Source organism: Gaetbulibacter sp. M235 (assembly GCF_043876835.1).
GTDB lineage: Bacteria > Bacteroidota > Bacteroidia > Flavobacteriales > Flavobacteriaceae > Yeosuana.
In genome coordinates this window covers 116,100-137,929 of sequence record NZ_JBAWJZ010000005.1, presented here as the reverse complement: position 1 = coordinate 137,929, position 21,830 = coordinate 116,100, and the positions used below count along the sequence as shown (strand labels likewise).

Below are 21,830 nucleotides of genomic sequence, written 5' to 3'. Positions count from 1 at the left end.
TCTCATTTCAATATGATTAAAATCAAAGAAGTAACAAGTAAAAAGGATTTAAAGGAATTCGTAAAATTTCCTTTCAAACTATATAAAGGTTCAAAATATTGGGTTCCACCAATAATTTCAGAAGAAATGAGAACTTTCGATAAAAAAATAAATCCTGTTTTTAATGATGCTGAAGCAACTTTATTTTTGGCATATAAAGAAAATGAAATAGTTGGAAGAATAGCTGCTGTTGTAAATTGGATTGAAGTTAACAAACAAAACCAAAAGAAAATGCGTTTTGGCTGGTTTGATGTGATTGATGATATAGAAGTCACCAAAGTCCTTTTAAATAAAGTTCATGAAATAGGAAGTTTAAATGGACTGGAATATGTTGAAGGTCCTGTTGGCTTTTCAAATTTAGATAAGGTTGGGGTTTTAACAGAAGGGTTCGACCAAATTGGAAATATGATAACTTGGCATAATCATCCATATTATGCTGAACATTTTGAAAAATTAGGATATGAAGTTGCAAAAAAGTATTCTGAAAATAAGATGGATTTTAAAAATATTCATCCAGAATCATTTGCTAAAATTCAAGAACTCATAAAAAAAAGGTATCAACTTAGAGCATTGAATTTCACAAAAAATAAAGACATCATGCCTTACACTGATGAGATGTTTGAAGTATTTTCAAAATCTCATGAAGTACTTTCTTCTTTTGTAGAAATAAATAAAGAACAGAGAGAATATTTTAAAAAGAAATTTATTGGATTTTTAAACCCTGAATATGTTAAGTTTGTATTAGACAAAGATGATAAACTAATAGGTTTTGGAATAGTTACGCCTTCTTATGCTACTGCTTTACAAAAAATGAATGGTAAATTATTTCCTTTTGGAATAAGACATTTATTTCATGCTAAAAAACATGCCAAAACGGTAACATTTTACTTAATAGGAGTTTTACCAGAATATCAAAACAAAGGAATAACGGCTATTATTTTTAATGAGTTTCATAAGACTTTTACCGAAAAAGGTATTGAAACTTGTATCAGAGGACCTGAACTTGATGATAATATAGCGATACATCAAATTTGGAAAAATTTTAATCCAGTGACTCACAAAAGGCGATGTACTTTTAGAAAAAACATAGCATAAAAAAGTCCGACATTTTTTGTCGGACTTTTTTATATTTAATATAATACTTTTATTCACCCATGGCAGCCATTACTGCAGCTGAAAGACGCTGGTAGGTTCCGTTTTCAAGCCTTGCTCTAATAGCATCAAAAGCATCTAATGTAACTTTCACATCTTCCAATGTATGAGTAGCAGTTGGTATTAATCTTAATAGAATTAATCCTTTAGGTATTACCGGATAAACTACTATAGAACAGAAGATTCCGAAATTTTCTCTTAAATCTTTCACTAAAGCCATAGCTTCTGGAATACTTCCTTTTAAATATACTGGTGTTACACAGCTTTGTGTTGTCCCTATATCAAAACCTCTTTCTTTAAGACCCGATTGCAAAGCATTTACATTCTCCCAAAGTTTGTTTTTTAATTCTGGCATAGTTTTAAGCATTTCTAAACGCTTTCTAGCACCAACAACCAATTGCATTTGCAAAGATTTTGCAAACATTTGAGATCGTAAATTATATTTTAAATAATCTATGATTTCTTGATCGGCAGCTATAAAAGCCCCTGTACCAGCCATTGATTTTGCAAACGTTGCAAAATATACATCTATATCATCTTGCACACCTTGCTCCTCACCTGTTCCAGCACCAGTTTTACCTTGAGTTCCAAAACCATGAGCATCATCAACTAAAAATCTAAAATTATATTTTTTCTTTAAAGCCGCAATTTCTTTTAGCTTTCCTTGTTCACCACGCATTCCAAAAACACCTTCAGAAATCACCAAAATTCCTCCACCTGTTTGTTCAGCCATTTTTGTAGCTCTATTAAGGTTTTTTTCTAAACTTTCAACATCGTTATGTCTATAGGTGAAACGTTTTCCCATATGCAAACGCACACCATCAATAATACACGCATGTGCATCAACATCATAAACAATAATATCATTTTTATTAACCAAGGCATCAATAGTAGAAACCATTCCTTGATAACCAAAATTTAAAAGATAAGCTGCTTCTTTATTTACAAATTCGGCTAATTCTTTTTGTAAAGTTTCATGAAGATCTGTATGACCAGACATCATTCTTGCTCCCATTGGATATGCTGAACCATATGCTGCTCCAGCTTCTGCATCAACTTTTCGAACTTCTGGATGATTTGCTAATCCTAAATAATCATTGATGCTCCAAGTAATAACATCTTTTCCTTGAAACTTCATACGATTAGATATTTGTCCTTCTAATTTAGGAAACACAAAATATCCTTCAGCTTGTGAAGCCCACTTTCCTAGTGGTCCTTTATCTTTATAAATTTTTTCAAATAAATCTTTCATCAAATGTATATGTTAATGCTATTAAAAAATCCAACGTAGTATCTAATGTTTTTAGCTGTTAGTTAGTTGACGCAAAATTAAATATTTATATGGTTTGTGCATAATTTTTAGTATTGAATTATTAATAAAATAAAAAAAGAGATAGTATTTTGTTTATTAACAATACTATCTCTTTAATTTATAGTGTCTAAGTTTATTTTATATACTCAACTGTTTGCAAAGCTTCGGCATTAATACTGTCAAAAAAGCCCTGATCATTCATCCATTTATCACTGTATATTTTACTCATATAACGTGAACCATGATCTGGAAAAATAACAACAACTTTATCATCTTTTTTAAACTCCCCTCTTTCTCCTAGCTGTTTAATAGCTTGAATAGCAGCGCCTGATGTATAACCGACAAACAATCCTTCAGTTTTGGCAATTAATCTAGCCATATGAGCACTTTCTTCATCAGTCACTTTAATAAATTCATCGATAACATCAAAATCAGTAGCTGTTGGAATTAAATTTTTTCCTAATCCTTCAATTCTGTAAGGATAAATTTCTTCTTCATCAAACTCTCTTGTTTCATGATATTTTTTAATCACGGAACCAAAAGCGTCAACACCAATTACTTTTATATTTGGGTTTTGTTCTTTTAAATATTTTGCAGTTCCAGAAATTGTACCACCTGTACCACTACATGCAACTAAATGTGTAATTTCACCTTCTGTTTGTTCCCAAATTTCCGGGCCAGTAGATTTATAATGTGCATCAATATTTAACTGATTAAAATATTGATTGATATATACAGAACCTTTAATTTCTTCGTGTAATCGTTTTGCAACTTCATAATAAGATCTAGGATCATCAGCACTAACGTGAGCAGGGCAAACATAAACCTTTGCTCCCATAGTTTTTAGCATGTCTATCTTATCTGCTGATGATTTAGAACTAACTGCCAAAACACAATCATATCCCTTAATTATACCTACCATAGCAAGGCTAAACCCTGTATTACCAGAGGTTGTTTCAATAATAGTTGAGCCAGGAGTTAAAATACCTTGCCTTTCTGCCTCTTCTATTATGTATGTTGCTATTCTGTCTTTTGTAGATTGACCTGGATTAAAGTATTCTACTTTTGCGTAGAAATCACCTTTAAATTTTGAAGCTACCTTATTAAGTTTAACAAGTGGAGTATTACCTATTAAATCTAATACATTGTCAAAAACTTGATTTTTATGTTTCATAAATGCTTTTTAAAAGCCACGCTAATTTAGCTAAAAATTATTGCAACCTAAAATCGAGCAAAAATAAAACATTTTTTATTTATTAGCAATGAATTCCTTCTAAATCTAATAAAAAGGCATATTCTAATGCTACTTCTTTTAAGCTTTCAAATCGACCAGAAGCACCACCATGACCCGAATCCATATCAATATGAAAAAGTAATTTATTAGAATCTGTTTTTAATTCTCTCAATTTAGCGACCCATTTAGCCGGTTCCCAGTATTGTACTTGAGAATCATATAAACCTGTGGTTATTAATATATTGGGGTATTTTTTTGTTTCAACATTATCATATGGGGAATATGATTTCATGTAGTTATAAAATTTAAATTCGTTAGGATTACCCCACTCATCATACTCTCCTGTTGTTAACGGTATGGTATCATCAAGCATAGTAGTAACTACATCTACAAATGGAACTGCTGCCAAAACACCGTTGTACAATTCTGGATTCATATTAATTACAGCTCCTACAAGCAACCCACCTGCCGAACCACCATATGCATACAAATGTTTGTTTGATGTGTAATTCTGGCTTATCAAATGTTTTGAACAATCAATAAAATCATGAAATGTGTTTAGTTTTGATAAAAGCTTCCCGTTTTCATACCATTGTCTTCCAAGATATTCGCCACCTCTAACATGTGCAATTGCATATATAAAGCCTCTATTAAGCAAACTCAATCTTATGGTAGAAAACGATGGATCAATTGTAGAACCATAAGAACCGTAAGCATAAAGAAGTAAAGGATTTTCTCCATTTAGCTTAACACCTTTTTTGTAAACTAATGATATTGGAACTTTTACGCCATCTTTAGCTGTTGCCCAAATACGTTTAGATTCATAATCTTCTTTTATAAAATCACCTCCTAAAACTTCTTGTTCTTTTTTTACCTCGCTTTGTTTTGTATAAAAATTATAATCAATTATCGCACTTGGTGATGTTAAAGAATTGAAACCATATCTTAAAGCCTCACTATCAAAATCTGGATTATTGCTAATAAATGCTGTATATGTTTCGCTTTCAAAAGGCAAGTAATAATCTTCATTACCATTCCAGCTAATAATTCTTAAGTTATTCAATCCATTTTCACGCTCATTAACAACCAAATAATCCTTAAAAATTTCAATATCTTCAATTAAAACATGCTCTCTATGAGGAATTACTTCTTCCCAAAACTCTTTTTGGGTCTTTTTCTCATTTACTTTCAATAACTTAAAGTTTGTTGCTCCATCATTATTAGCTATAATATAAAAATGATCGTTATAATGAGCAATACTATAATCTAACTCTCTAACTCGTTTTTGAAATATCTTAAATTTTCCATCTGGTGTATCTGCATTTAAAATTCTGTATTCTGAAGTTAAAGTGCTTGAAGACCCAATAATGATATATTTTTTTGACTTTGATTTATAAACAAACGTGTTAAAAGTTTCATCTTTCTCATGAAAAACAAGAGAGTCTTCATCAGAATTTGAATGCAATTTATGCTTGAAGATTTTATGTGAACGCAAGGTAACTTCATCCTTCATGGTATAAAACAATGTCTCATTATCGTTTGCCCATGTTGCACTTCCTGTAGTGTTTAAAATCTTGTCAGGATAAATTTCACCTGTTACTAAATTTTTAACTTGAATAGTATATTGTCTTCTGCTTACTGTATCTGTTGAAAAACATGCTAATTTATTATCCGGACTTATCGAAATACTTCCTAAATTAAAATAAGCAAAGTCTTTAGCCATTTCATTGCAATCAAATAAAATTTCCTCATCAGCTTCTAACGACTCTTTTTTACGGATATAAATAGGATAATCTTTGCCTTTTTCATAACGTGTGATATACCAATAACCATTTAATTTATAAGGAACCGTGGTGTCATCTTCCTTGATTCTACCTTTCATTTCCTCAAAAAGAGATTTTTGAAAATCTTCAGTATGAGCCATCATTTGCTTAGTATAAGCATTTTCGGCATTCAAATAATCAATAACATCAGGGTTTTCTTTATCGTTTAACCAATAATAATTATCAATTCTTACATCGTCATGAATTTTAAGTTCTTTTGGAATTTTCTTTGCTATTGGTTGCTCTATTGCTTTTTTCAAAAGGAAGATTTTGTGTTTAAATATAAAGCGTCAAAAATATAAAATTTATATAGTTTTGTAATGAATAAAAAAATTAAAAATTATGTTTGGAGATATGATGAATATGATGGGCAAATTAAAAGAAACCCAAAAGAAAGTTGAAGAGACTAAAAAACGTCTTGATACCGTTTTAATTGACGAAAAAAGTAATGATAACAAAATAAAAATCACCTTAACAGCGAACAGAACAATTAAGGAGATTGTTATTTCGGACGATTTATTAACTAACAAAGATGAACTTGAAGATTATTTAATACTTACTTTAAATAAAGCCATTGAAAAAGCAACAAAAGTTAATGAAACTGAACTTGCAGCTGTTGCCAAAGAAGGATTACCAAATATCCTGGACTAGATATGTTTAAATAAGGTTTTCTAAGGTTTTTAATACTATTTCATGCATGGTATCTGTATAATCTAAATGTGTAACTATACGCAGTTTATTACTTCCCATGCCAATAATTAAAATGTTATTGTCTTTTAATTTTTGAACAAAATCTGTCTCATTAATATCATTATTTAATTCAAAAATAACAATATTGGTTTCAACTGGTTCAACAGTTTTAATATATGATTGTTTCGATAACAGGCTTCCTAATTCTTTTGCTTTCATATGGTCTTCTTCTAATCTTTCAATATGATTATCTAACGCATAAAGTCCTGCGGCTGCTAAATATCCTACCTGACGCATATTACCTCCAAATATTTTTCTAACCCTAATGGCGTTTTTCATGATATCCTCACTACCTATTAACACAGAACCTATTGGGCAACCTAAACCTTTGCTTAAACAAACCGAAATTGTATCGAAAACCTTTCCATATTGTTGAGTTGTTTCATTTTTAGCAACTAAAGCATTCCAAATTCTGGCACCATCTAAATGAAAACCTAATTCATGCTCATCACAAACAGATTTTATCTTTAAAATTTCGTTAAAATCCCAACAAGCTCCACCCCCTTTATTGGTGGTGTTTTCTATTTCTACTAAACTTGTCTGGCTATAATAAAAGGCATCCGGGTTGATAACTTCAACCACTTGATTTGAGGTAAACATGCCTCTGTTTCCATCTAAAAGTCTGCAAGACACACCACTATTAAAGGAAGCTCCGCCAGATTCATAATTATAAATATGGGCATATTTATCACAAATAACCTGCTCACCAGGATTGGTATGCAACTTAATAGCCGTTTGGTTTGCCATGGTTCCAGAAGGGAAAAACACAGCTTTTGATTTACCAAACATAGTTGCCAATCTTGATTCTAAAGCGTTAACAGTTGGGTCTTCACTAAATACATCATCTCCTACTTTGGCTTGCATCATAGCTTCCAACATGTGTTTTGTTGGTTTTGTAACGGTGTCGCTTCTTAGGTCTATAATTAAATTATTCATTTATAATTTTCTTTTTTAAATTAACGTTAATACTTACTTATTAACTAATAAATATAATTTGAATATCGATTTGTGTTAATATTACTTACAATTATTAAATTGTTTGATAAACATGAATACAATAGATACAAAATTTAATTCTATGCTGAAGAAAAATAAATTTAAAACAGCCATTTTAATTACATATTCTTTAGCCTCATTACTGTTAATTAGTGTTCTAATAATAGGCACCAAATTAAGCATCCCATTCGAAAAATTTACTGGAGACCCAGCTTTAAATTCTAATTCTAATCCTTTTGTTGGGGTAATATCAAATTTAGGTGTTTTATTGTGGTGCTGTACAGCAAGTATATGCATTTTTTCTGGGGTTTTTATATTGAATATTTATAAAAAGCATGCTGCTTTTTTAATCTTTTCAGGGATTTTTACTGCTATTTTAATGTTCGATGATTTGTTTATGTTTCATGATTATGGTATTTACTTGATCATTCCTTTTGATTTTGCTCAAAATATTGTTTTAATCTCATACATGATTTTTTCATTGTTCTACATAATAAGGTTTTACAAAACAATATTACTGGAAAATTATTTTATTTTAGGGACGGCATTTTTCTTTTTAGGCTTATCAATCTTTATAGATATGTTATTCGAAAGTGGTGGTTTAGAATATTTTATTGAAGATGGCCTTAAGTTTTTAGGAATTGTTAGTTGGATGTTGTTTTTTAATACAACCTCATATAAATACTTGAAGAAATCACTTAATTAACTATTTCTAAACTTGTTATAAATTAAGTAAACAAATGGCAAAGCATCTTTTAAATAAAACCTCATAGTAGTATATTTCATTATAAACCTTAAATTAAAAATAAATAATTTATTGTTTCTTATAGTCTTCATTAAACCAAGTAAATTCAAAAATTTTATATGATTATACATGGGCTTAACAAAATCTATATTAAGGCTCTTTAAAAGATATATGTAAGGAAAATTTATTCCTGCTGCCAATGAAGCATCCAAAGACGACCAAAATCTAGGATTAATTTCTATAACTTTATATGAGTCTTCATCCATATCATATCTCAAATCTACATGAGCAACGCCAGACCAATTAAGCGTTTTCATTAATTTCTCTACAACTCTATACAATTTTTCAGCATATAAAAACTCTACTCCATTATTAGGTCCAAATTCTGTTTTTCCAGATAAAATTCCTTTTTGGATAGTAAATACTACTATTTTTCCTTTTTCACACAAAACACTACAGTCTATATCGTATCCTACAATATACTTTTGAATAATATAACTAAAACTCAATTCATTGTTTAATAAAAACGATTTTAACTGATTAAAGTCATTGAACTTAACAATTCCTTCTCCCGCTTCAGATTCTGTAATTGGTTTGATTAATATTGGATATCGATCAACAATATTTTCTAATAATTCTTCCTTAGAATAATGAAATGTTTTAGGAAATGGAATATTATTTTTTAACATATGCTTTGCCAAAGAAGATTTATCATTTGCAATATTAAAGCTGTTAAAATCTGGCAAAAGACCTATTTTATTAGAAAATGAAACATTATTCCTGTTTTTAATAAGGGTTTTAATGCTATATACATCTATTGGAATAATAAAATCAATTGAGAATTTTTTTAATTCTTTTTCAATATTAGTTAACCACTCACTTTCGCTCTTTGTTTTTGGATAGTAACTAAAATTTGAGATTTTATTTGAATGTCTCAATTCTGGAAATTCAAAATTAGATATTACATATATGTTTATGTTTTTCTGTTCAGATAAACAATTTACTACTACAGTTGTGAAATTTAATATGCTTGTTTCTGGTAATAGAACAGAAATTTGATTTTTATTTATTTTATATTTCAAATTATATAATCTTCTAGTTATTGATTTCTATATTTCCTATTTTTTTTAATAATATCCATGGAAAAAACACAATTAAATGTACTTATTATCTATCAATAACTTTAAAAAGACATCATTGTTTTTATTTTTTTTAATAATAAACAAAAGATATTTCTATAACTTCAACAGATGAACACTTTAATCAATCAACTAACTTTTTTAATTGTTTAATGATTTTAACACATTACTCCTATTTAATGTTAAGAAGAAATTAAGAAAGAAATTTGAATATAGATTTGAAGTAAAAAAGTTTTATAATAATGAAAAGCCTGATTCACATGAATCAGGCTTTATATTTAATTTTATGATTAAATTTAATTGTTATTGCTCTCCATATTGGAAATATGTAGCCCAATTATTTCCAGGGAAGCTACAACCATCACCCCAAGCAGTCTCTTCGCAATCACCTCCACATGGAACAGGTATCGTTATCATTACTGGCTGTGTATCTGGGAATTCATCTGTTGGTAAAATAGCAATACCTATTGAGTCACCACAAGCTGGCATAAAATCCATGTGTTGCAATGCCATTGCTACAATTTCTTGTCCTTTAGTCTTATCCCAAGTTCCTAAACAACAATAGGTTGTATTATTATCAAGTTCCAACAACTCCCAAATAGCCCATTGGATTTCTCCAAAAGTGTAACCCTGTACTATAAAATCTTGGTTTACAATCCAGTTTACAGCTCCAAGATTTTCAGGTTTTCCAAATACATTTGGCAAGTTTTCACCATACATAGAAAATGCATTGGCCTCAAAACAAAAACCGTCAATTAGAGATTTGTGCAGGTCTATACACCAAGCGTTATAGTTGCCTGCTAAAAAGCTTTCGCCTCCTAAAGAAACATCAAAATAACTATCACCATCACCTTTTGCTGTAACACAAACTGGAATAGTAATTGGCAAAGATTCTATGTTTGCAGTAAATTCATCCCCAACTGATTTGCAATTTACAACCGCATGAGCTGCAATATAAGTGCCTTCTTCAACAGGTACTACATAAGAGGCCGAAGAAGCACACTCTAGAGATTCCCCATATTCAAAATTACCCACTTTAGGGTTTCCTGATTTTGTATGAGGAAAGTCTGATGGACTAACTCCAACAGATAAATGTGTTTGAGTTAAACACCAACCACCGTCTGTAATATTGTAAGTGATTGTGTAATTTATTCCATCACTTTCAATTGTAACATTTCCAACCAACATGTTTTGACCTGCTAAAAGGTCGACTTGAGTTGCTTTGGTTGAACAATCATCCCATTGTAATTCTGCGATAGCAGCACTTTTGCTGTTTGAAGATTTAGCAGTAGTTAAATTTTCATTTGTATTTAGAGGTTCTGTTTGACAGCTTACAGCTCCAAAAAGAATACATACACTAAATAAATAAGTGTAAATTTTGGCAAGTTTAATTTTCATAATGTGATTTTTAATTAATATTTGTTTTTTGCTATTAATCACATCCTTAGATGACTCGAATTTATAAAAATTCAATGTTAAACATTTAAAAATTAGTTATATCTCATAAAAAAACGATTATCTGAAATCTTAATTATTAATAGTATAATTCTTAAACTAATTTTTCATCATACTTTTAATCTTATTGGACATTATATAAATTAAAGGAAAAGGATCTTTTAAATAATATTTAATTGGAGTATTGTTACAGATAAATTTAAACTTAAAAACAAAAAACTTATTCATTTTGGTCTTATAGCTTAACCCCTTTAGATTTAAGATTTTTTTATGTTTATAATTTGGCAGTTCAAAATCAGCATTCAAACTTGATAGGCAAAGTAAGTAAGGAAAATTAACACCTGCCATTTCTGAAGCTTCTGTTGACAACCAAAATCTAGGGTTAATCTCTAAAATCATGAATTGTTTTGTTTTATAATCAAATCTAATATCAATATTAGCAACACCCGACCAATTAAGGGATTTCATTAGTTTTTTTACTGTATCATATAACTTTTCATCATAAATAAATTCAAGTGCTATTTGTGGGGAGAAAGGCTTTTCTGTCCATAATAAACCCTTTTGAATAGTAAATGCTAAGATTTCCCCTTTTTTGCACAATATATTACAGCATAAATCGTAACCTTCGACATATTCCTCAAGCAAGATATCGTAAGATAAATTGTTATTATTTAAATATAATTTAACCCCATTAACATCATTAAATTTTATAATGCCATCTCCACCATAAAATCCAGTTGTGGGTTTTACTAAAATTGGAAATCTTAAATTTTCATCATTAATGTTTTTTTCACCAGCTTTTATTAGAAAACTCTTTGGTGTTGAAATTTGGTTCTTTTTTAAATGCTCTGCTAAAAGACCTTTATCGTTTGCTTTATAAAAATCATCCAAAGTCGGCAAAATTACTAACTTGTCCCTGTTTTTAAATTGGTCTTGATACTTTAACAAAGTTTCAATCTCATATTCATTGACTGGCATGACAAGATCTATATGATGTTTATCAACTTCAAAATCTATGTTTGATATCCATTCTAATTCACTAGGCGGTTTATTATAAAAAATATACTTTTTGATTTTTCTGGAATACCTTGTTTCAGCATCTTTTTTATTAGATAATACGTAAATGTTTATGCCTTTAATTTGGCTCAAACAATGCACAACAAAAACAAAAAGGTTAATGTTATCTTCTAAAACTAAAACTGAAAATGGTGTAATATGGTTTTTCATTAATGTTAATGATTAAACAATTTCAAAATTTAAAAAATAAAATTATCAAATAAGCTTTGCTAAACAAATAAATTCTTTCAAATGCATAATTTACCTACATAAACGATTTTAATATTGTAATTACTATTTAAGTGTTATTTTTGTAAAAATTCTGTTAATGATTACTCAAGACCAAATCAAAGCTCTAAAAAACCGCCTAGACAAACTTAGGCACTATCTTTGACGTTGATGCCAAACTTATAGAAATACAAAACGAGGAAGAACAAACTTTTGCACCTAATTTTTGGGATGATTCAAAATCAGCCGAATTAGTAATGAAATCGCTTCGTGTAAAGAAAAAATGGGTTGAAGACTATAATAATTCCGTATCACTTTTAGAAGACATAGAAGTTCTTTACGAGTTCTACAAAGAAGGCGAATCTTCAATGTTAGAAGTTGAAGAACACTACGAAAAAGTTTATTCTCTTCTTGAAAATATTGAGTTCAAAAATATGCTTTCTGATGAAGGAGACAGCTTAAGTGCAGTTTTACAAATTACAGCAGGTGCTGGTGGAACTGAAAGCTGTGATTGGGCAAGCATGCTCATGCGTATGTATTTAATGTATGCTGAAAAAAATGGCTTTAAGGTTAAAGAATTAAACTTCCAAGAAGGCGATGTTGCAGGTATAAAAACTGTAACGATAGAAATTGAAGGTGATTTTGCTTTTGGATGGCTTAAAGGTGAAAATGGAGTTCATCGATTAGTGCGAATTTCTCCATTTGACAGTAATGCAAAACGACATACAAGTTTTGCCTCAGTTTACGTATATCCTTTAGTTGATGACACCATAGAAATTGAGATTAATCCAGCAGATATTGAAATAACAACTGCTCGTTCGAGTGGCGCTGGTGGACAAAATGTAAATAAAGTTGAAACCAAGGTCCAATTAACACATAAACCTACTGGAATTCAAATTTCATGTTCAGAAACACGTTCTCAACATGATAATAGAGCTAGGGCTCTACAAATGCTTAAATCTCAACTTTATGAAATTGAATTGCAAAAACAATTAGCTCAAAGAGAAGATATTGAAGCAGGCAAAATGAAAATTGAATGGGGAAGTCAAATACGTAATTATGTTATGCAACCCTACAAATTGGTTAAAGATGTGAGAACGGGACATGAAACCAGCAATGTTGATGCTGTTATGAATGGAGATATTAGCCCATTTTTAAAAGCTTATTTAATGATGATGGGGCAAAAAGAAGAAGATAAATCATTTTAATATTAAATACTCATGATCAAAATTTATCATAACAATAGATGCAGTAAATCTAGAATTGGATTAAAACTCTTAGAAGATTTCGGTAAAGAATTTGAAGTAGTTAATTATTTAGAAAATACTCCTGATGAAAAAGAGTTAAAAGAAATTATATCAAAGCTAGGTATTAAACCTATCGAATTGATCAGAAAAAATGAATCTGTCTGGAAAGAAAACTTTAAAGACAAAACATTAACCGATTCTGATATTATTAGTTTAATGGTACAAAACCCTAAATTAATTGAAAGACCAATTGTAATAAATGGTGATAAAGCAGTCATTGGAAGACCATCTGAAAAAATAATCGACATATTATAATTGGTATATTTTTAAACATTTTCTTTTAACAAAACATTAACCAATACAGCTTAAACTTTAGAATATTTTTACAGTCTTATATTAAAAATTATAAATGTATAAAATACTCCTAACCACAATTATTACCCTATCGTTTTCTACTTTGGTGAATTCTCAATCATTATCTGAAAAATCAGGCAATCTTAAATATTCACCTTTAATTAACACTGGTCTTTCACAACAGAATGATATAAAATCAACAAATTATACCACAACAATACTTAGTGATGTAACCATTACAGGAACAGTGTTTGATAGTGAAACCAATGATCCTTTAGAATATGCTACTGTAAGTTTTTTTAATAAGAAAGAAAATAAAATAGAAACTGGAGGCATTACAGATTCTAAAGGTCATTTCAGCATACCAGTAAAAGTTGGTGTTTATGATATTTTAATAGAATATATTTCTTATAAAAAACAAACTATTCAAAACAGAGTAATAAATAAGGATGAAAATATTGGTAATTTTTATTTAGAAATTAACTTAGAAGCGCTTCAGGCCGTTGAAGTAATAGCAGAGAGAACTACTGTTGAGCTTAAATTAGATAAAAAAATATACAACGTAGGAAAAGATTTAACTGTTCGAGGAGGAACTGTAAGTGATGTTTTAGACAATATACCATCAGTATCTGTTGATGTTGAAGGTAACGTCGCTTTACGAGGAAATGATAATGTAAGAATTTTAATTAACGGTAAACCATCTGGATTAGTAGGTTTAAATTCTACCGATGCTTTACGTCAACTTCCAGCCGAATCCATTGAACGTGTAGAAGTTATAACATCACCTTCGGCTCGTTATGAATCTGAAGGGACTGCAGGAATTTTAAACATTATTTTACGCAGAAGCAAACTACAAGGTTTTAATGGTGCTATCACGGCAAATGTTGGTCACCCAAATTCTGCTGGAATTTCTGGAAATGTAAATTATAGAACTGGTAATGTTAACTTTTTTAATACTTCAAGTTACAATTATAGAGAATCCATAGGTCACTCATATACCAATACTCAATACAAAAATATAGGAAATTATGTAGATGAAAAAAGAGATTGGAACAATGCAAGAAAGGGAATAACTACTAATACAGGGCTTGAGTGGTATATTAATGATTCTGCATCGTTAACAACCTCATTGGTCTACAGAGATTCTGACAATTCTCAAGATTCTAAAAACAAAATATTGCAATTTGATGAAAATCTTAATTTTACTGGAGAAAGTAATCGTTTAGATCCAGAAAACGGTAGTAGTAAAACCATTCAATATTCAACTAATTTCACCAAGAATTTTAAAACAAGTGGCCATAAACTTACTTTTGATTTTCAATACGAAGACAGTAATGAAGATAAACAATCATTGATAATAAGTGAAAATATTGAAAGTGAAAATGTTAAAACCTTAGATGACCAACAAGACATTTTATTACAATCAGATTATGTATTACCAATTGGAGAAAATAGTCAATTTGAAATTGGTTATAGAGGTAATTTTAACACAAAAACAACTGACTATACCGTTGAACTTTTAAATACAAATACAAATGCTTTTGAAATTGATACTAATCTTTCTAATATTTTCAATTTCAAAGTATATATAAATGCCTTATACACTCAGTTTGGAAGTAAAATAAATAAGTTTTCCTATCTATTAGGTTTACGTATGGAGAATACCCAAACCACTATTGATCAACCCACAAGTGGTGATTTTAAAAAGAAAAACATTACAGGCTTATTTCCAACAATTAATTTTAGCTATGAACTGAGTGAAAAAGAAAGTTTTACATTAGGATACAGTAGAAGATTACAACGACCAAGAGGACATCATTTAAATCCATTTCCTTCTAGAACCAGTCTTACTAATATATTTCAAGGAAATCCAGATTTAGACCCAAGTTATTCTGGTTTATTTGATTTAGGGTATTTAAATCAATTTAATAAATTTACATTAAGTACATCCATTTATTATCAGCATGAAAAAAATGACAGTAATTGGGTAAGTTTTGAAACTGGGGAAACCGTTTTAATAAACAATCAAGAAATACCTGTAGTACAAAGAACACCAATTAATTTGGCAACGAATGACCGCTATGGTTTTGAGTTTAATTTAAATTATAACCCAACTAAAAAATGGCGCATGAATACAGATTTCAATTTCTTCAAATCTGTTACAAAAGGTGATTATCAAGGCGTTAATTATGACGCAGATAATATTAGTTGGAATATACGCTTAAATAATAAATACACACTTCCTGGTAATATAGATTGGCAAACAAACCTAAATTATAGAGGCCCTAGTGAAGATGCACAAAACACTAGAAATGGAATTTTTTCTACAGATTTAGCTTTTAGTAAAGATTTATTTAAAGAGAAAGCTTCAATAGCTTTCAACATTAGTGATTTATTTAATAGTAGACGATTTAAAGGAGAAACAAATACCGATACCTTTTTTAGCACAAGAGACATGCAGTTTAGAGGAGGACAAACCTATAATGTTTCCTTTACGTATAGATTTAACCAACAGAAAAAGAGAAACCGTGAAAATGGCGGACGTGGAAATGGTGGAGAAGATTTTGATATGGAAGGATAAAAAAATTATATATAAAATAAAAAAGGAAGCTAAATTAGCTTCCTTTTTTATTTTATATATTCAATTAATGAATTACAGTTTCTCTTTTTGCTTTCTTTTCAGCTCTTATTTCTTTTAAGCGTTCAATAGATGCGCCAAAGATCCAATAAGGAATTACAAAAGTTATTAAAAATATCATTAACCAAAAACCTATAGTTAATATAGTTAAAAATGCTAAAAATCCTAAATATTGGTCAAACGTGAACATAATTGCAAATGCTTTTTTAAAAATTTGAAGCAAATATAAGGTAAACGATGTATTTATACAAAACTTAATTTAAGATTTATTAACACAGTTATTAATTCAAATTTGGTTGCGGAGTGATTCTTAAATATGGTTTTATCTCTTTATGCCCTTTTGGAAAAAACTCTGGAATCTGCTCGTTGGTTACAGATGGAGAAATAACAACGTCTTCACCATTTTTCCAATTTGCAGGTGTAGCTACTTTATGATAAGCAGTTAATTGCAAAGAGTCTATAACTCTGAGTAATTCATCAAAATTTCTACCTGTTGAAGCTGGATATGTTATTATCAACTTTATTTTTTTGTCATCGCCTATTACAAACACAGAACGCACAGTCAATTTATCATTCGCATTAGGATGAATCATATCATAAAGCTCTGAAACTTTTCTGTCTTCATCAGCAATAATTGGAAAATTCACAGTTGTATGTTGTGTTTCGTTTATATCCTTGATCCAATCATTATGTGATTCAACACCATCAACACTAAGTGCAACCACTTTAACATTTCTTTTGTCAAACTCAGCTTTGTATTTAGCAACAGTTCCTAATTCTGTTGTGCAAACTGGTGTGTAATCGGCAGGATGTGAAAATAAAATACCCCAACTATTACCAAGCCACTCGTGAAAATTGATTTCTCCTTCTGTTGAATTTGCATTAAAGTTTGGTGCTACGTCTCCTAATCTAATTGTTGCCATTTTAATATATTTTTTTGATTATTAATTTTAAAAAATGCTTGCTTTTGAATAAGCCTGCTTTTGAGTGATACTAAATTACCTAATTTTTGGTATAAATTAGATGTGTTAACATTATTTTATGGTTAAAAAATAGAATAAATAAACTATGATTCCTTAAAAAATGAATTTCAAAAAGCGTAAATTTGTATGTATATAAATCATATTTAAAATGAATTTTAGAATAGAAAAAGACACTATGGGTGAGGTAAAAGTACCTGCCGATAAACTTTGGGGAGCACAAACTGAACGTTCAAGAAATAATTTTAAAATTGGTCCGTCAGCATCAATGCCTTTAGAAATTATTTATGGCTTTGCATATCTAAAAAAAGCTGCTGCTTTTACAAATTGTGAACTTGGTGTTTTACCAATAGAAAAGCGCGATTTAATTGCGCAAGTTTGTGATGAGATTTTAAAAGGAGAGCTTGACGACCAATTTCCGTTAGTTATTTGGCAAACTGGTTCTGGTACACAAAGCAATATGAATGTAAATGAAGTTATTGCAAACAGAGCGCAACAATTAGCAGGAAAAGTTATTGGTGAAGGAGAAAAAGTAATTCAACCTAATGATGATGTAAATAAATCTCAATCGTCTAATGATACGTTTCCAACAGGGATGCATATTGCTGCTTATAAAAAAGTGGTTGAAACTACCATTCCTGGAGTTAAACAATTGCGTGATACCTTAAAGAAAAAATCTGAAGCATTTAAAAGTGTTGTAAAAATTGGTAGAACCCATCTTATGGATGCTACCCCTTTAACTTTAGGACAAGAACTTTCTGGTTATGTAGCTCAATTAGATCATGGTTTAAAAGCATTAGAAAACACATTGCCTCATTTAAGCGAACTAGCTTTAGGAGGAACTGCAGTTGGAACTGGTTTAAACACCCCTAAAGGATATAGCAAACGTGTAGCTGAATATATTGCAAAATTTACTGAACTTCCTTTTACAAGTGCGCCAAATAAATTTGAAGCACTTGCAGCCCATGATGCTTTAGTTGAAACTTCTGGTGCTTTAAAGCAATTAGCAGTATCTTTAAATAAAATTGCTAATGACATTCGAATGATGGCTTCTGGTCCAAGAAGCGGTATTGGTGAAATCACAATCCCTGCAAATGAACCTGGAAGTTCTATAATGCCTGGAAAAGTAAATCCTACACAATGTGAAGCCTTAACTATGGTTTGTGCTCAAGTAATTGGTAATGATGTAGCTGTATCTGTAGGCGGAATGCAAGGCCATTATGAATTAAATGTATTTAAACCTGTTATGGCAGCAAATGTTTTACAATCTGCTCAATTAATTGGTGAAGCGTGTATGAGTTTTGATGAACATTGTGCTGTAGGTATTGAGCCAAATCGTGAAGTAATAACCAAGCTTTTAAATAATTCATTAATGCTTGTAACTGCTCTTAATACAAAAATTGGATATTATAAAGCTGCTGAAATCGCTAATACAGCTCATAAAAATGGTACCACATTAAAAGAAGAAGCAGTAAATTTAGGATATGTTACTGCTGAAGATTATGATGCTTGGGTTAAACCTGAAGAGATGGTTGGTGGATTAAAATAAAAAGTTCAAGAGCATCTTATCTTATTATATAAAAAAACCTCTCAATTAAATTGAGAGGTTTTTTATTGGATTTATATTAGAAAATATACCTTAATTTATCTTTTAATAAAAATATTAGTATAATACCAATCTCCTTCTGTATTTTGTTCAGCTGATACATCAAAATTTGTATAATCTCCTTCTATATTTTCTCTGTGGGAATCACTTTTTAACCAAGCATTAACCACTGATGATGCTTGTGTATATCCGTAAGCCACATTTTCTGAAACTGTTTTAGCACCTGCATTTGCCTTTAAATAATTACTTCTTGAGTAAAAATTATCATGAGACACTTCATTTTCAATAACCATATGTTCTGTATGTGTGTAAGCCTGACCTTTTATTATATCCATTTTACCAAGAGGATTTAATCCTAGACTTAATCTATGATTGTTAATTAATTCTAAAATTTGAATTTCTATGGTTTTTGCTTCAGGAACAACAAGATTTTCATTTAAAGCATTAGCATTATCATCTAAGCTATCAGTAGAACAAGAAAAACTAAAACTAGTCAATAATACTAGCAAAAGTAGTCGGGTTAATGATTTCATGGTTAAGTAATTTAGATTTGGTTCAATAAATTTAAATCACTTAATCCGAAGCAAATGTTAAAAAAATGTTAAAATCGATAAAAAACAAACAGATAATCGATTTTTTATGTTTTTAATCGATGAAATGCGTTTCAAAAATATATTTTTCAGTATTTCATCCGATTTTTATGGAGATAATCGATTAATTTTCCAATTATAATCGTCTTGTAGTTGGTATCTAATTCTATCATGCAATCTGTTAGGTCTCCCTTGCCAAAACTCAATTTCTACAGGTCTTACTAAATATCCTCCCCAAAAATTTGGTCTTGGTATTTCTTTGCCTTCAAATTCTTTTTCAAGTTTAACGAGTTTGTTTTCTAAAATATCTCTGTTTTTAATAACTTCACTTTGATTGGATACTATTGCCCCTAACTGACTGCCTCGTGGGCGGGATTCAAAATAGCCATCACTTAAGTTTTCAGAGATTTTTTCGGCTTTTCCTTTTATAATTATTTGTCGTTCGGCACTATTCCAAAAAAAAGATAAACATACATTTGGGTTTTGCTCGATAGCCTTTCCTTTTTCACTATTATAATTAGTATAAAATATAAATCCTTCGTAAGTGTATCTTTTAAGAAGTACTACCCTACTCTTTGGATAACCATCTAAACCTATAGTGGAAATAGTCATGGCATTTGTTTCTTCAACTTCAAAATTAGTATCAACTTCATAGAACCATTTTTGAAATAATTCCATAGGATTATCGCTTATATTACTTTCAAGCAGCTGTTCCTTTTCATACGATTTTCTGTAATTACTTAAGTCTGTATTCATTATGAAATTTTGAATATAATTATAAACTAATTGCTTTAGGGTTCAATAAAAATCATATAAATTTAAACAATAATTAATAGCAATGCGTTTCGAAGACAGTAAATATTGTAAAGAACTAGAATATAAAAAACTAGTCTTTTCTTTTGGGAATTTTTATTTGTGTAAATATTTTTTTGTGGCAGAATTGAATGAAGGAGAACATTTTGATTGGGAAAAAATAAAACTGGTAATGTCCAAGCTTATTGAATTTTATGGACACGGTATTCAATTGGGATATATTTCAAATAGAATACATTCATATTCTGTGGATCCTTATTCTTGGCAAAAAGTTGATAAAAAATATGGAATTATTTTAGCCAGTGCTATAATTTATTATAATGATTTTAGTTATAAGAACGCAACTCTTGAAAAACAATTTTCTAACAAAAGCATAAAGAGATGTATCAATTTAGATGAAGCCATCCATTGGATGAAAAACCTAAAAGAATTTAATTAAACTCAAACACTTTACCATCTTCAGCTAATTCAACAGTATTGAAAATAGTTTGTGCCTCGGTTTTAAAGTCGTTTAAACTCCCGTATCTTGTTGAATAATGCCCTAAAATTAATGTGCCTGCATTTGCCTTTTTTGCAATACTAGCTGCTTGTTTTGCAGTACTATGTTTGGTTGGATCAGCTAATCTTTCATGTTGTTCTAAAAAAGTAGATTCATGATACAAAACATCAACATCTTTTATAATAGGAACAATATCTTCTTTATAAGCCGTATCGCTACAAAAAGCGTAGCTCATAGGTTTTTTTCCTGATTTTGTCACCAACTTATTTGGGATAAGCTCACCATCTTCATTTATTACATCAAAACCTTGCTTTAATTTTCTGTAGTAAGCAGTATCTATATTTTTTTTTAATACCGCTTCCATTTTTAATTTACGCTCGCCTTCCTTTTCCTTAAAAAGAAAACCATTAGTATAAACTCGATGAGTTAAAGGAATCGTATAGACTTCAACTTCATCATCCTCAAAAATCAACTCAGATTCTGTTGAAACCAACTCATGGAAAATAAGTTGATAATTAGTCCATGAATCGGCAAGCTTCATTTGAAGCGTGATGATTTCTTTAATGCCTTTTGGACCATAAATGTGCAAATCTGCTTCTCTTGTAAGCAATCTAAAAGTTGAAATTAATCCAGCCAGGCCAAAAAAATGGTCTCCATGTAAATGAGAGATAAAAATATGCCTAATTCTATTGAATTTTATTTTATGCTTTCTTAACTGTACTTGAGTTCCTTCTCCACAATCAATTAAAAACATATGTTTTTTAATTTCAATGACTTGCGAAGTTGGGTTTGTTAATTCTCTTGGAGTCGCACTGTAACAGCCTAAAATTGTAAGTTTCATCTAAAAACCTAAATCCCTTTCCATCTCTTCCATTTCAATAATATCATATGCCTCTTGTAAAGTAGGCACAACAACTATTTCATCTGGAGTTTCATCTAAATCTATTTTATCTGAAACAATAACAAAAGAATGTTTTGATTTTCTATGGTCATCCGAAAGCTCTAAAAATTCTAAAAGATCGGTTAAATTTAACTTATTTAAACTTGTTAAGTTCAGAATAATATTATCGTTTTTAAGCTTTGAGTAAACGTCATTTATTTTTTTAACTAACTCAACAGGAGTTGCTTTTTCTTGAGTAATGAGTGAAATATTTCCGTTTTGATCTAAAATCAT

The 21,830-nt window shown here is 29.8% G+C and carries 21 protein-coding genes; 8 read left to right on the top strand and 13 right to left on the bottom strand.

Translation table 11 applies throughout. From position 1 onward, the window contains the following. Positions 1-12 precede the first annotated feature (12 nt). Positions 13-1,134: a GNAT family N-acetyltransferase gene (locus V8G69_RS09880; RefSeq protein ID WP_394881711.1), complete on the top strand. Its 1,122-nt coding sequence runs from the start codon at positions 13-15 to the stop codon at positions 1,132-1,134. A gap of 49 nt (positions 1,135-1,183) precedes the next feature. Here V8G69_RS09880 and V8G69_RS09875 read toward each other — a convergent pair whose 3' ends face one another. The 3 genes from V8G69_RS09875 to V8G69_RS09865 form a co-directional block, all read right to left on the bottom strand. Continuing rightward, entirely contained in the window at positions 1,184-2,443 is a 1,260-nt protein-coding gene (locus V8G69_RS09875; protein WP_394881709.1) for an aminotransferase class I/II-fold pyridoxal phosphate-dependent enzyme, read from the bottom strand. A 193-nt stretch (positions 2,444-2,636) separates the two neighbouring features. Beyond that, a complete protein-coding gene (locus V8G69_RS09870; protein WP_394881708.1) occupies positions 2,637-3,677 on the bottom strand; it encodes a PLP-dependent cysteine synthase family protein in 1,041 nt (346 codons plus the stop codon). Positions 3,678-3,759: 82 nt separating this feature from the next. Beyond that, entirely contained in the window at positions 3,760-5,820 is a 2,061-nt protein-coding gene (locus tag V8G69_RS09865; RefSeq protein WP_394881706.1) for a S9 family peptidase, read from the bottom strand. Between the two features lie 82 nt (positions 5,821-5,902). Between V8G69_RS09865 and V8G69_RS09860 the strand changes: the two genes are divergently transcribed. Continuing rightward, entirely contained in the window at positions 5,903-6,211 is a 309-nt protein-coding gene (locus V8G69_RS09860) for a YbaB/EbfC family nucleoid-associated protein (RefSeq protein WP_394881705.1), read from the top strand. Between the two features lie 6 nt (positions 6,212-6,217). Here V8G69_RS09860 and V8G69_RS09855 read toward each other — a convergent pair whose 3' ends face one another. Further along, positions 6,218-7,246, bottom strand: coding sequence for a threonine aldolase family protein (locus V8G69_RS09855; protein WP_394881703.1), 1,029 nt, complete (start codon positions 7,244-7,246; stop codon positions 6,218-6,220). Positions 7,247-7,358: 112 nt separating this feature from the next. On the opposite strand from V8G69_RS09855, the gene V8G69_RS09850 reads away from it, so the two are divergent. Next, complete coding sequence (locus V8G69_RS09850) at positions 7,359-8,012, top strand: hypothetical protein (RefSeq protein WP_394881702.1); 654 nt, start codon at positions 7,359-7,361, stop codon at positions 8,010-8,012. Here V8G69_RS09850 and V8G69_RS09845 read toward each other — a convergent pair. The 3 genes from V8G69_RS09845 to V8G69_RS09835 all read right to left on the bottom strand — a co-directional run bounded on the left by V8G69_RS09845 (position 8,009) and on the right by V8G69_RS09835 (position 11,872). Then, positions 8,009-9,133, bottom strand: coding sequence for an ATP-grasp domain-containing protein (locus V8G69_RS09845; RefSeq protein WP_394881701.1), 1,125 nt, complete (start codon positions 9,131-9,133; stop codon positions 8,009-8,011). The two genes, V8G69_RS09850 and V8G69_RS09845, sit on opposite strands and share 4 nt — an antisense overlap. Before the next feature lie 360 nt (positions 9,134-9,493). After that, on the bottom strand, positions 9,494-10,588 hold the full coding sequence (locus tag V8G69_RS09840) for a hypothetical protein (RefSeq protein WP_394881699.1): 1,095 nt from the start codon (positions 10,586-10,588) through the stop codon (positions 9,494-9,496). Positions 10,589-10,744: 156 nt separating this feature from the next. Next, complete coding sequence (locus tag V8G69_RS09835; protein ID WP_394881698.1) at positions 10,745-11,872, bottom strand: ATP-grasp domain-containing protein; 1,128 nt, start codon at positions 11,870-11,872, stop codon at positions 10,745-10,747. Positions 11,873-12,029: 157 nt separating this feature from the next. Between V8G69_RS09835 and prfB the strand changes: the two genes are divergently transcribed. From prfB to V8G69_RS09820, 3 genes are all read left to right on the top strand, one after another. Next, positions 12,030-13,137, top strand: a protein-coding gene (gene prfB, locus V8G69_RS09830; protein ID WP_394881697.1) for a peptide chain release factor 2 whose coding sequence is annotated in 2 segments (ribosomal slippage) — positions 12,030-12,092 and positions 12,094-13,137 — 1,107 coding nt in all. Because the reading frame shifts where the segments join, the coding sequence is not laid out codon by codon here. A 12-nt stretch (positions 13,138-13,149) separates the two neighbouring features. Next, positions 13,150-13,491 (top strand): arsenate reductase (glutaredoxin), encoded by a 342-nt coding sequence (gene arsC, locus V8G69_RS09825; protein ID WP_394881695.1) that lies wholly within the window; start codon positions 13,150-13,152, stop codon positions 13,489-13,491. A 94-nt stretch (positions 13,492-13,585) separates the two neighbouring features. Beyond that, on the top strand, positions 13,586-16,111 hold the full coding sequence (locus V8G69_RS09820; RefSeq protein ID WP_394881693.1) for a TonB-dependent receptor domain-containing protein: 2,526 nt from the start codon (positions 13,586-13,588) through the stop codon (positions 16,109-16,111). Between the two features lie 64 nt (positions 16,112-16,175). On the opposite strand, the gene V8G69_RS09815 is transcribed toward V8G69_RS09820, so the two are convergent. Further along, on the bottom strand, positions 16,176-16,358 hold the full coding sequence (locus V8G69_RS09815; RefSeq protein ID WP_394881692.1) for a hypothetical protein: 183 nt from the start codon (positions 16,356-16,358) through the stop codon (positions 16,176-16,178). 91 nt (positions 16,359-16,449) lie between these two features. Then, positions 16,450-17,091: a peroxiredoxin gene (locus V8G69_RS09810; RefSeq protein WP_394881690.1), complete on the bottom strand. Its 642-nt coding sequence runs from the start codon at positions 17,089-17,091 to the stop codon at positions 16,450-16,452. 208 nt (positions 17,092-17,299) lie between these two features. On the opposite strand from V8G69_RS09810, the gene fumC reads away from it, so the two are divergent. After that, the gene (fumC, locus tag V8G69_RS09805; protein WP_394881689.1) at positions 17,300-18,697 is read left to right on the top strand and encodes a class II fumarate hydratase; all 1,398 of its coding nucleotides are present in this window, start codon (positions 17,300-17,302) and stop codon (positions 18,695-18,697) included. A 95-nt stretch (positions 18,698-18,792) separates the two neighbouring features. On the opposite strand, the gene V8G69_RS09800 is transcribed toward fumC, so the two are convergent. Both V8G69_RS09800 and pdxH read right to left on the bottom strand, forming a co-directional pair. Next, positions 18,793-19,287, bottom strand: a complete 495-nt coding sequence (locus V8G69_RS09800) for a CAP domain-containing protein (protein WP_394881688.1) — start codon at positions 19,285-19,287, stop codon at positions 18,793-18,795. A gap of 165 nt (positions 19,288-19,452) precedes the next feature. Beyond that, positions 19,453-20,100 carry a pyridoxamine 5'-phosphate oxidase gene (gene pdxH / locus V8G69_RS09795; RefSeq protein ID WP_394881687.1) on the bottom strand — a complete coding sequence of 216 codons (648 nt, stop codon included), beginning with the start codon at positions 20,098-20,100 and terminating at the stop codon, positions 19,453-19,455. Positions 20,101-20,182: 82 nt separating this feature from the next. On the opposite strand from pdxH, the gene V8G69_RS09790 reads away from it, so the two are divergent. Continuing rightward, on the top strand, positions 20,183-20,596 hold the full coding sequence (locus tag V8G69_RS09790; protein ID WP_394881686.1) for a hypothetical protein: 414 nt from the start codon (positions 20,183-20,185) through the stop codon (positions 20,594-20,596). Here V8G69_RS09790 and V8G69_RS09785 read toward each other — a convergent pair. Together V8G69_RS09785 and V8G69_RS09780 are read right to left on the bottom strand one after the other, a co-directional pair. Beyond that, positions 20,589-21,497, bottom strand: coding sequence for a ribonuclease Z (locus tag V8G69_RS09785; protein WP_394881685.1), 909 nt, complete (start codon positions 21,495-21,497; stop codon positions 20,589-20,591). The two genes, V8G69_RS09790 and V8G69_RS09785, sit on opposite strands and share 8 nt — an antisense overlap. Continuing rightward, positions 21,498-21,830 carry a ribonuclease Z gene (locus V8G69_RS09780; RefSeq protein WP_394881684.1) on the bottom strand — a complete coding sequence of 111 codons (333 nt, stop codon included), beginning with the start codon at positions 21,828-21,830 and terminating at the stop codon, positions 21,498-21,500.

Excerpts from the sequence above, each read along its gene's own strand:
- V8G69_RS09785 (WP_394881685.1), bottom strand. The coding sequence starts at position 21,497 with ATGAAACTTACAATTTTAGGCTGTTACAGTGCGACTCCAAGAGAATTA.
- fumC (WP_394881689.1), top strand. The coding sequence starts at position 17,300 with ATGAATTTTAGAATAGAAAAAGACACTATGGGTGAGGTAAAAGTACCT.
- V8G69_RS09820 (WP_394881693.1), top strand. The coding sequence starts at position 13,586 with ATGTATAAAATACTCCTAACCACAATTATTACCCTATCGTTTTCTACT.
- V8G69_RS09875 (WP_394881709.1), bottom strand. The coding sequence starts at position 2,443 with ATGAAAGATTTATTTGAAAAAATTTATAAAGATAAAGGACCACTAGGA.
- V8G69_RS09855 (WP_394881703.1), bottom strand. The coding sequence starts at position 7,246 with ATGAATAATTTAATTATAGACCTAAGAAGCGACACCGTTACAAAACCA.
- V8G69_RS09850 (WP_394881702.1), top strand. The coding sequence starts at position 7,359 with ATGAATACAATAGATACAAAATTTAATTCTATGCTGAAGAAAAATAAA.
- V8G69_RS09800 (WP_394881688.1), bottom strand. The coding sequence starts at position 19,287 with ATGAAATCATTAACCCGACTACTTTTGCTAGTATTATTGACTAGTTTT.
- V8G69_RS09810 (WP_394881690.1), bottom strand. The coding sequence starts at position 17,091 with ATGGCAACAATTAGATTAGGAGACGTAGCACCAAACTTTAATGCAAAT.
- pdxH (WP_394881687.1), bottom strand. The coding sequence starts at position 20,100 with ATGAATACAGACTTAAGTAATTACAGAAAATCGTATGAAAAGGAACAG.
- V8G69_RS09880 (WP_394881711.1), top strand. The coding sequence starts at position 13 with ATGATTAAAATCAAAGAAGTAACAAGTAAAAAGGATTTAAAGGAATTC.
- arsC (WP_394881695.1), top strand. The coding sequence starts at position 13,150 with ATGATCAAAATTTATCATAACAATAGATGCAGTAAATCTAGAATTGGA.
- V8G69_RS09860 (WP_394881705.1), top strand. The coding sequence starts at position 5,903 with ATGTTTGGAGATATGATGAATATGATGGGCAAATTAAAAGAAACCCAA.
- V8G69_RS09780 (WP_394881684.1), bottom strand. The coding sequence starts at position 21,830 with ATGATTTTAGATCAAAACGGAAATATTTCACTCATTACTCAAGAAAAA.
- V8G69_RS09835 (WP_394881698.1), bottom strand. The coding sequence starts at position 11,872 with ATGAAAAACCATATTACACCATTTTCAGTTTTAGTTTTAGAAGATAAC.
- V8G69_RS09870 (WP_394881708.1), bottom strand. The coding sequence starts at position 3,677 with ATGAAACATAAAAATCAAGTTTTTGACAATGTATTAGATTTAATAGGT.
- V8G69_RS09815 (WP_394881692.1), bottom strand. The coding sequence starts at position 16,358 with ATGTTCACGTTTGACCAATATTTAGGATTTTTAGCATTTTTAACTATA.
- V8G69_RS09790 (WP_394881686.1), top strand. The coding sequence starts at position 20,183 with ATGCGTTTCGAAGACAGTAAATATTGTAAAGAACTAGAATATAAAAAA.
- V8G69_RS09840 (WP_394881699.1), bottom strand. The coding sequence starts at position 10,588 with ATGAAAATTAAACTTGCCAAAATTTACACTTATTTATTTAGTGTATGT.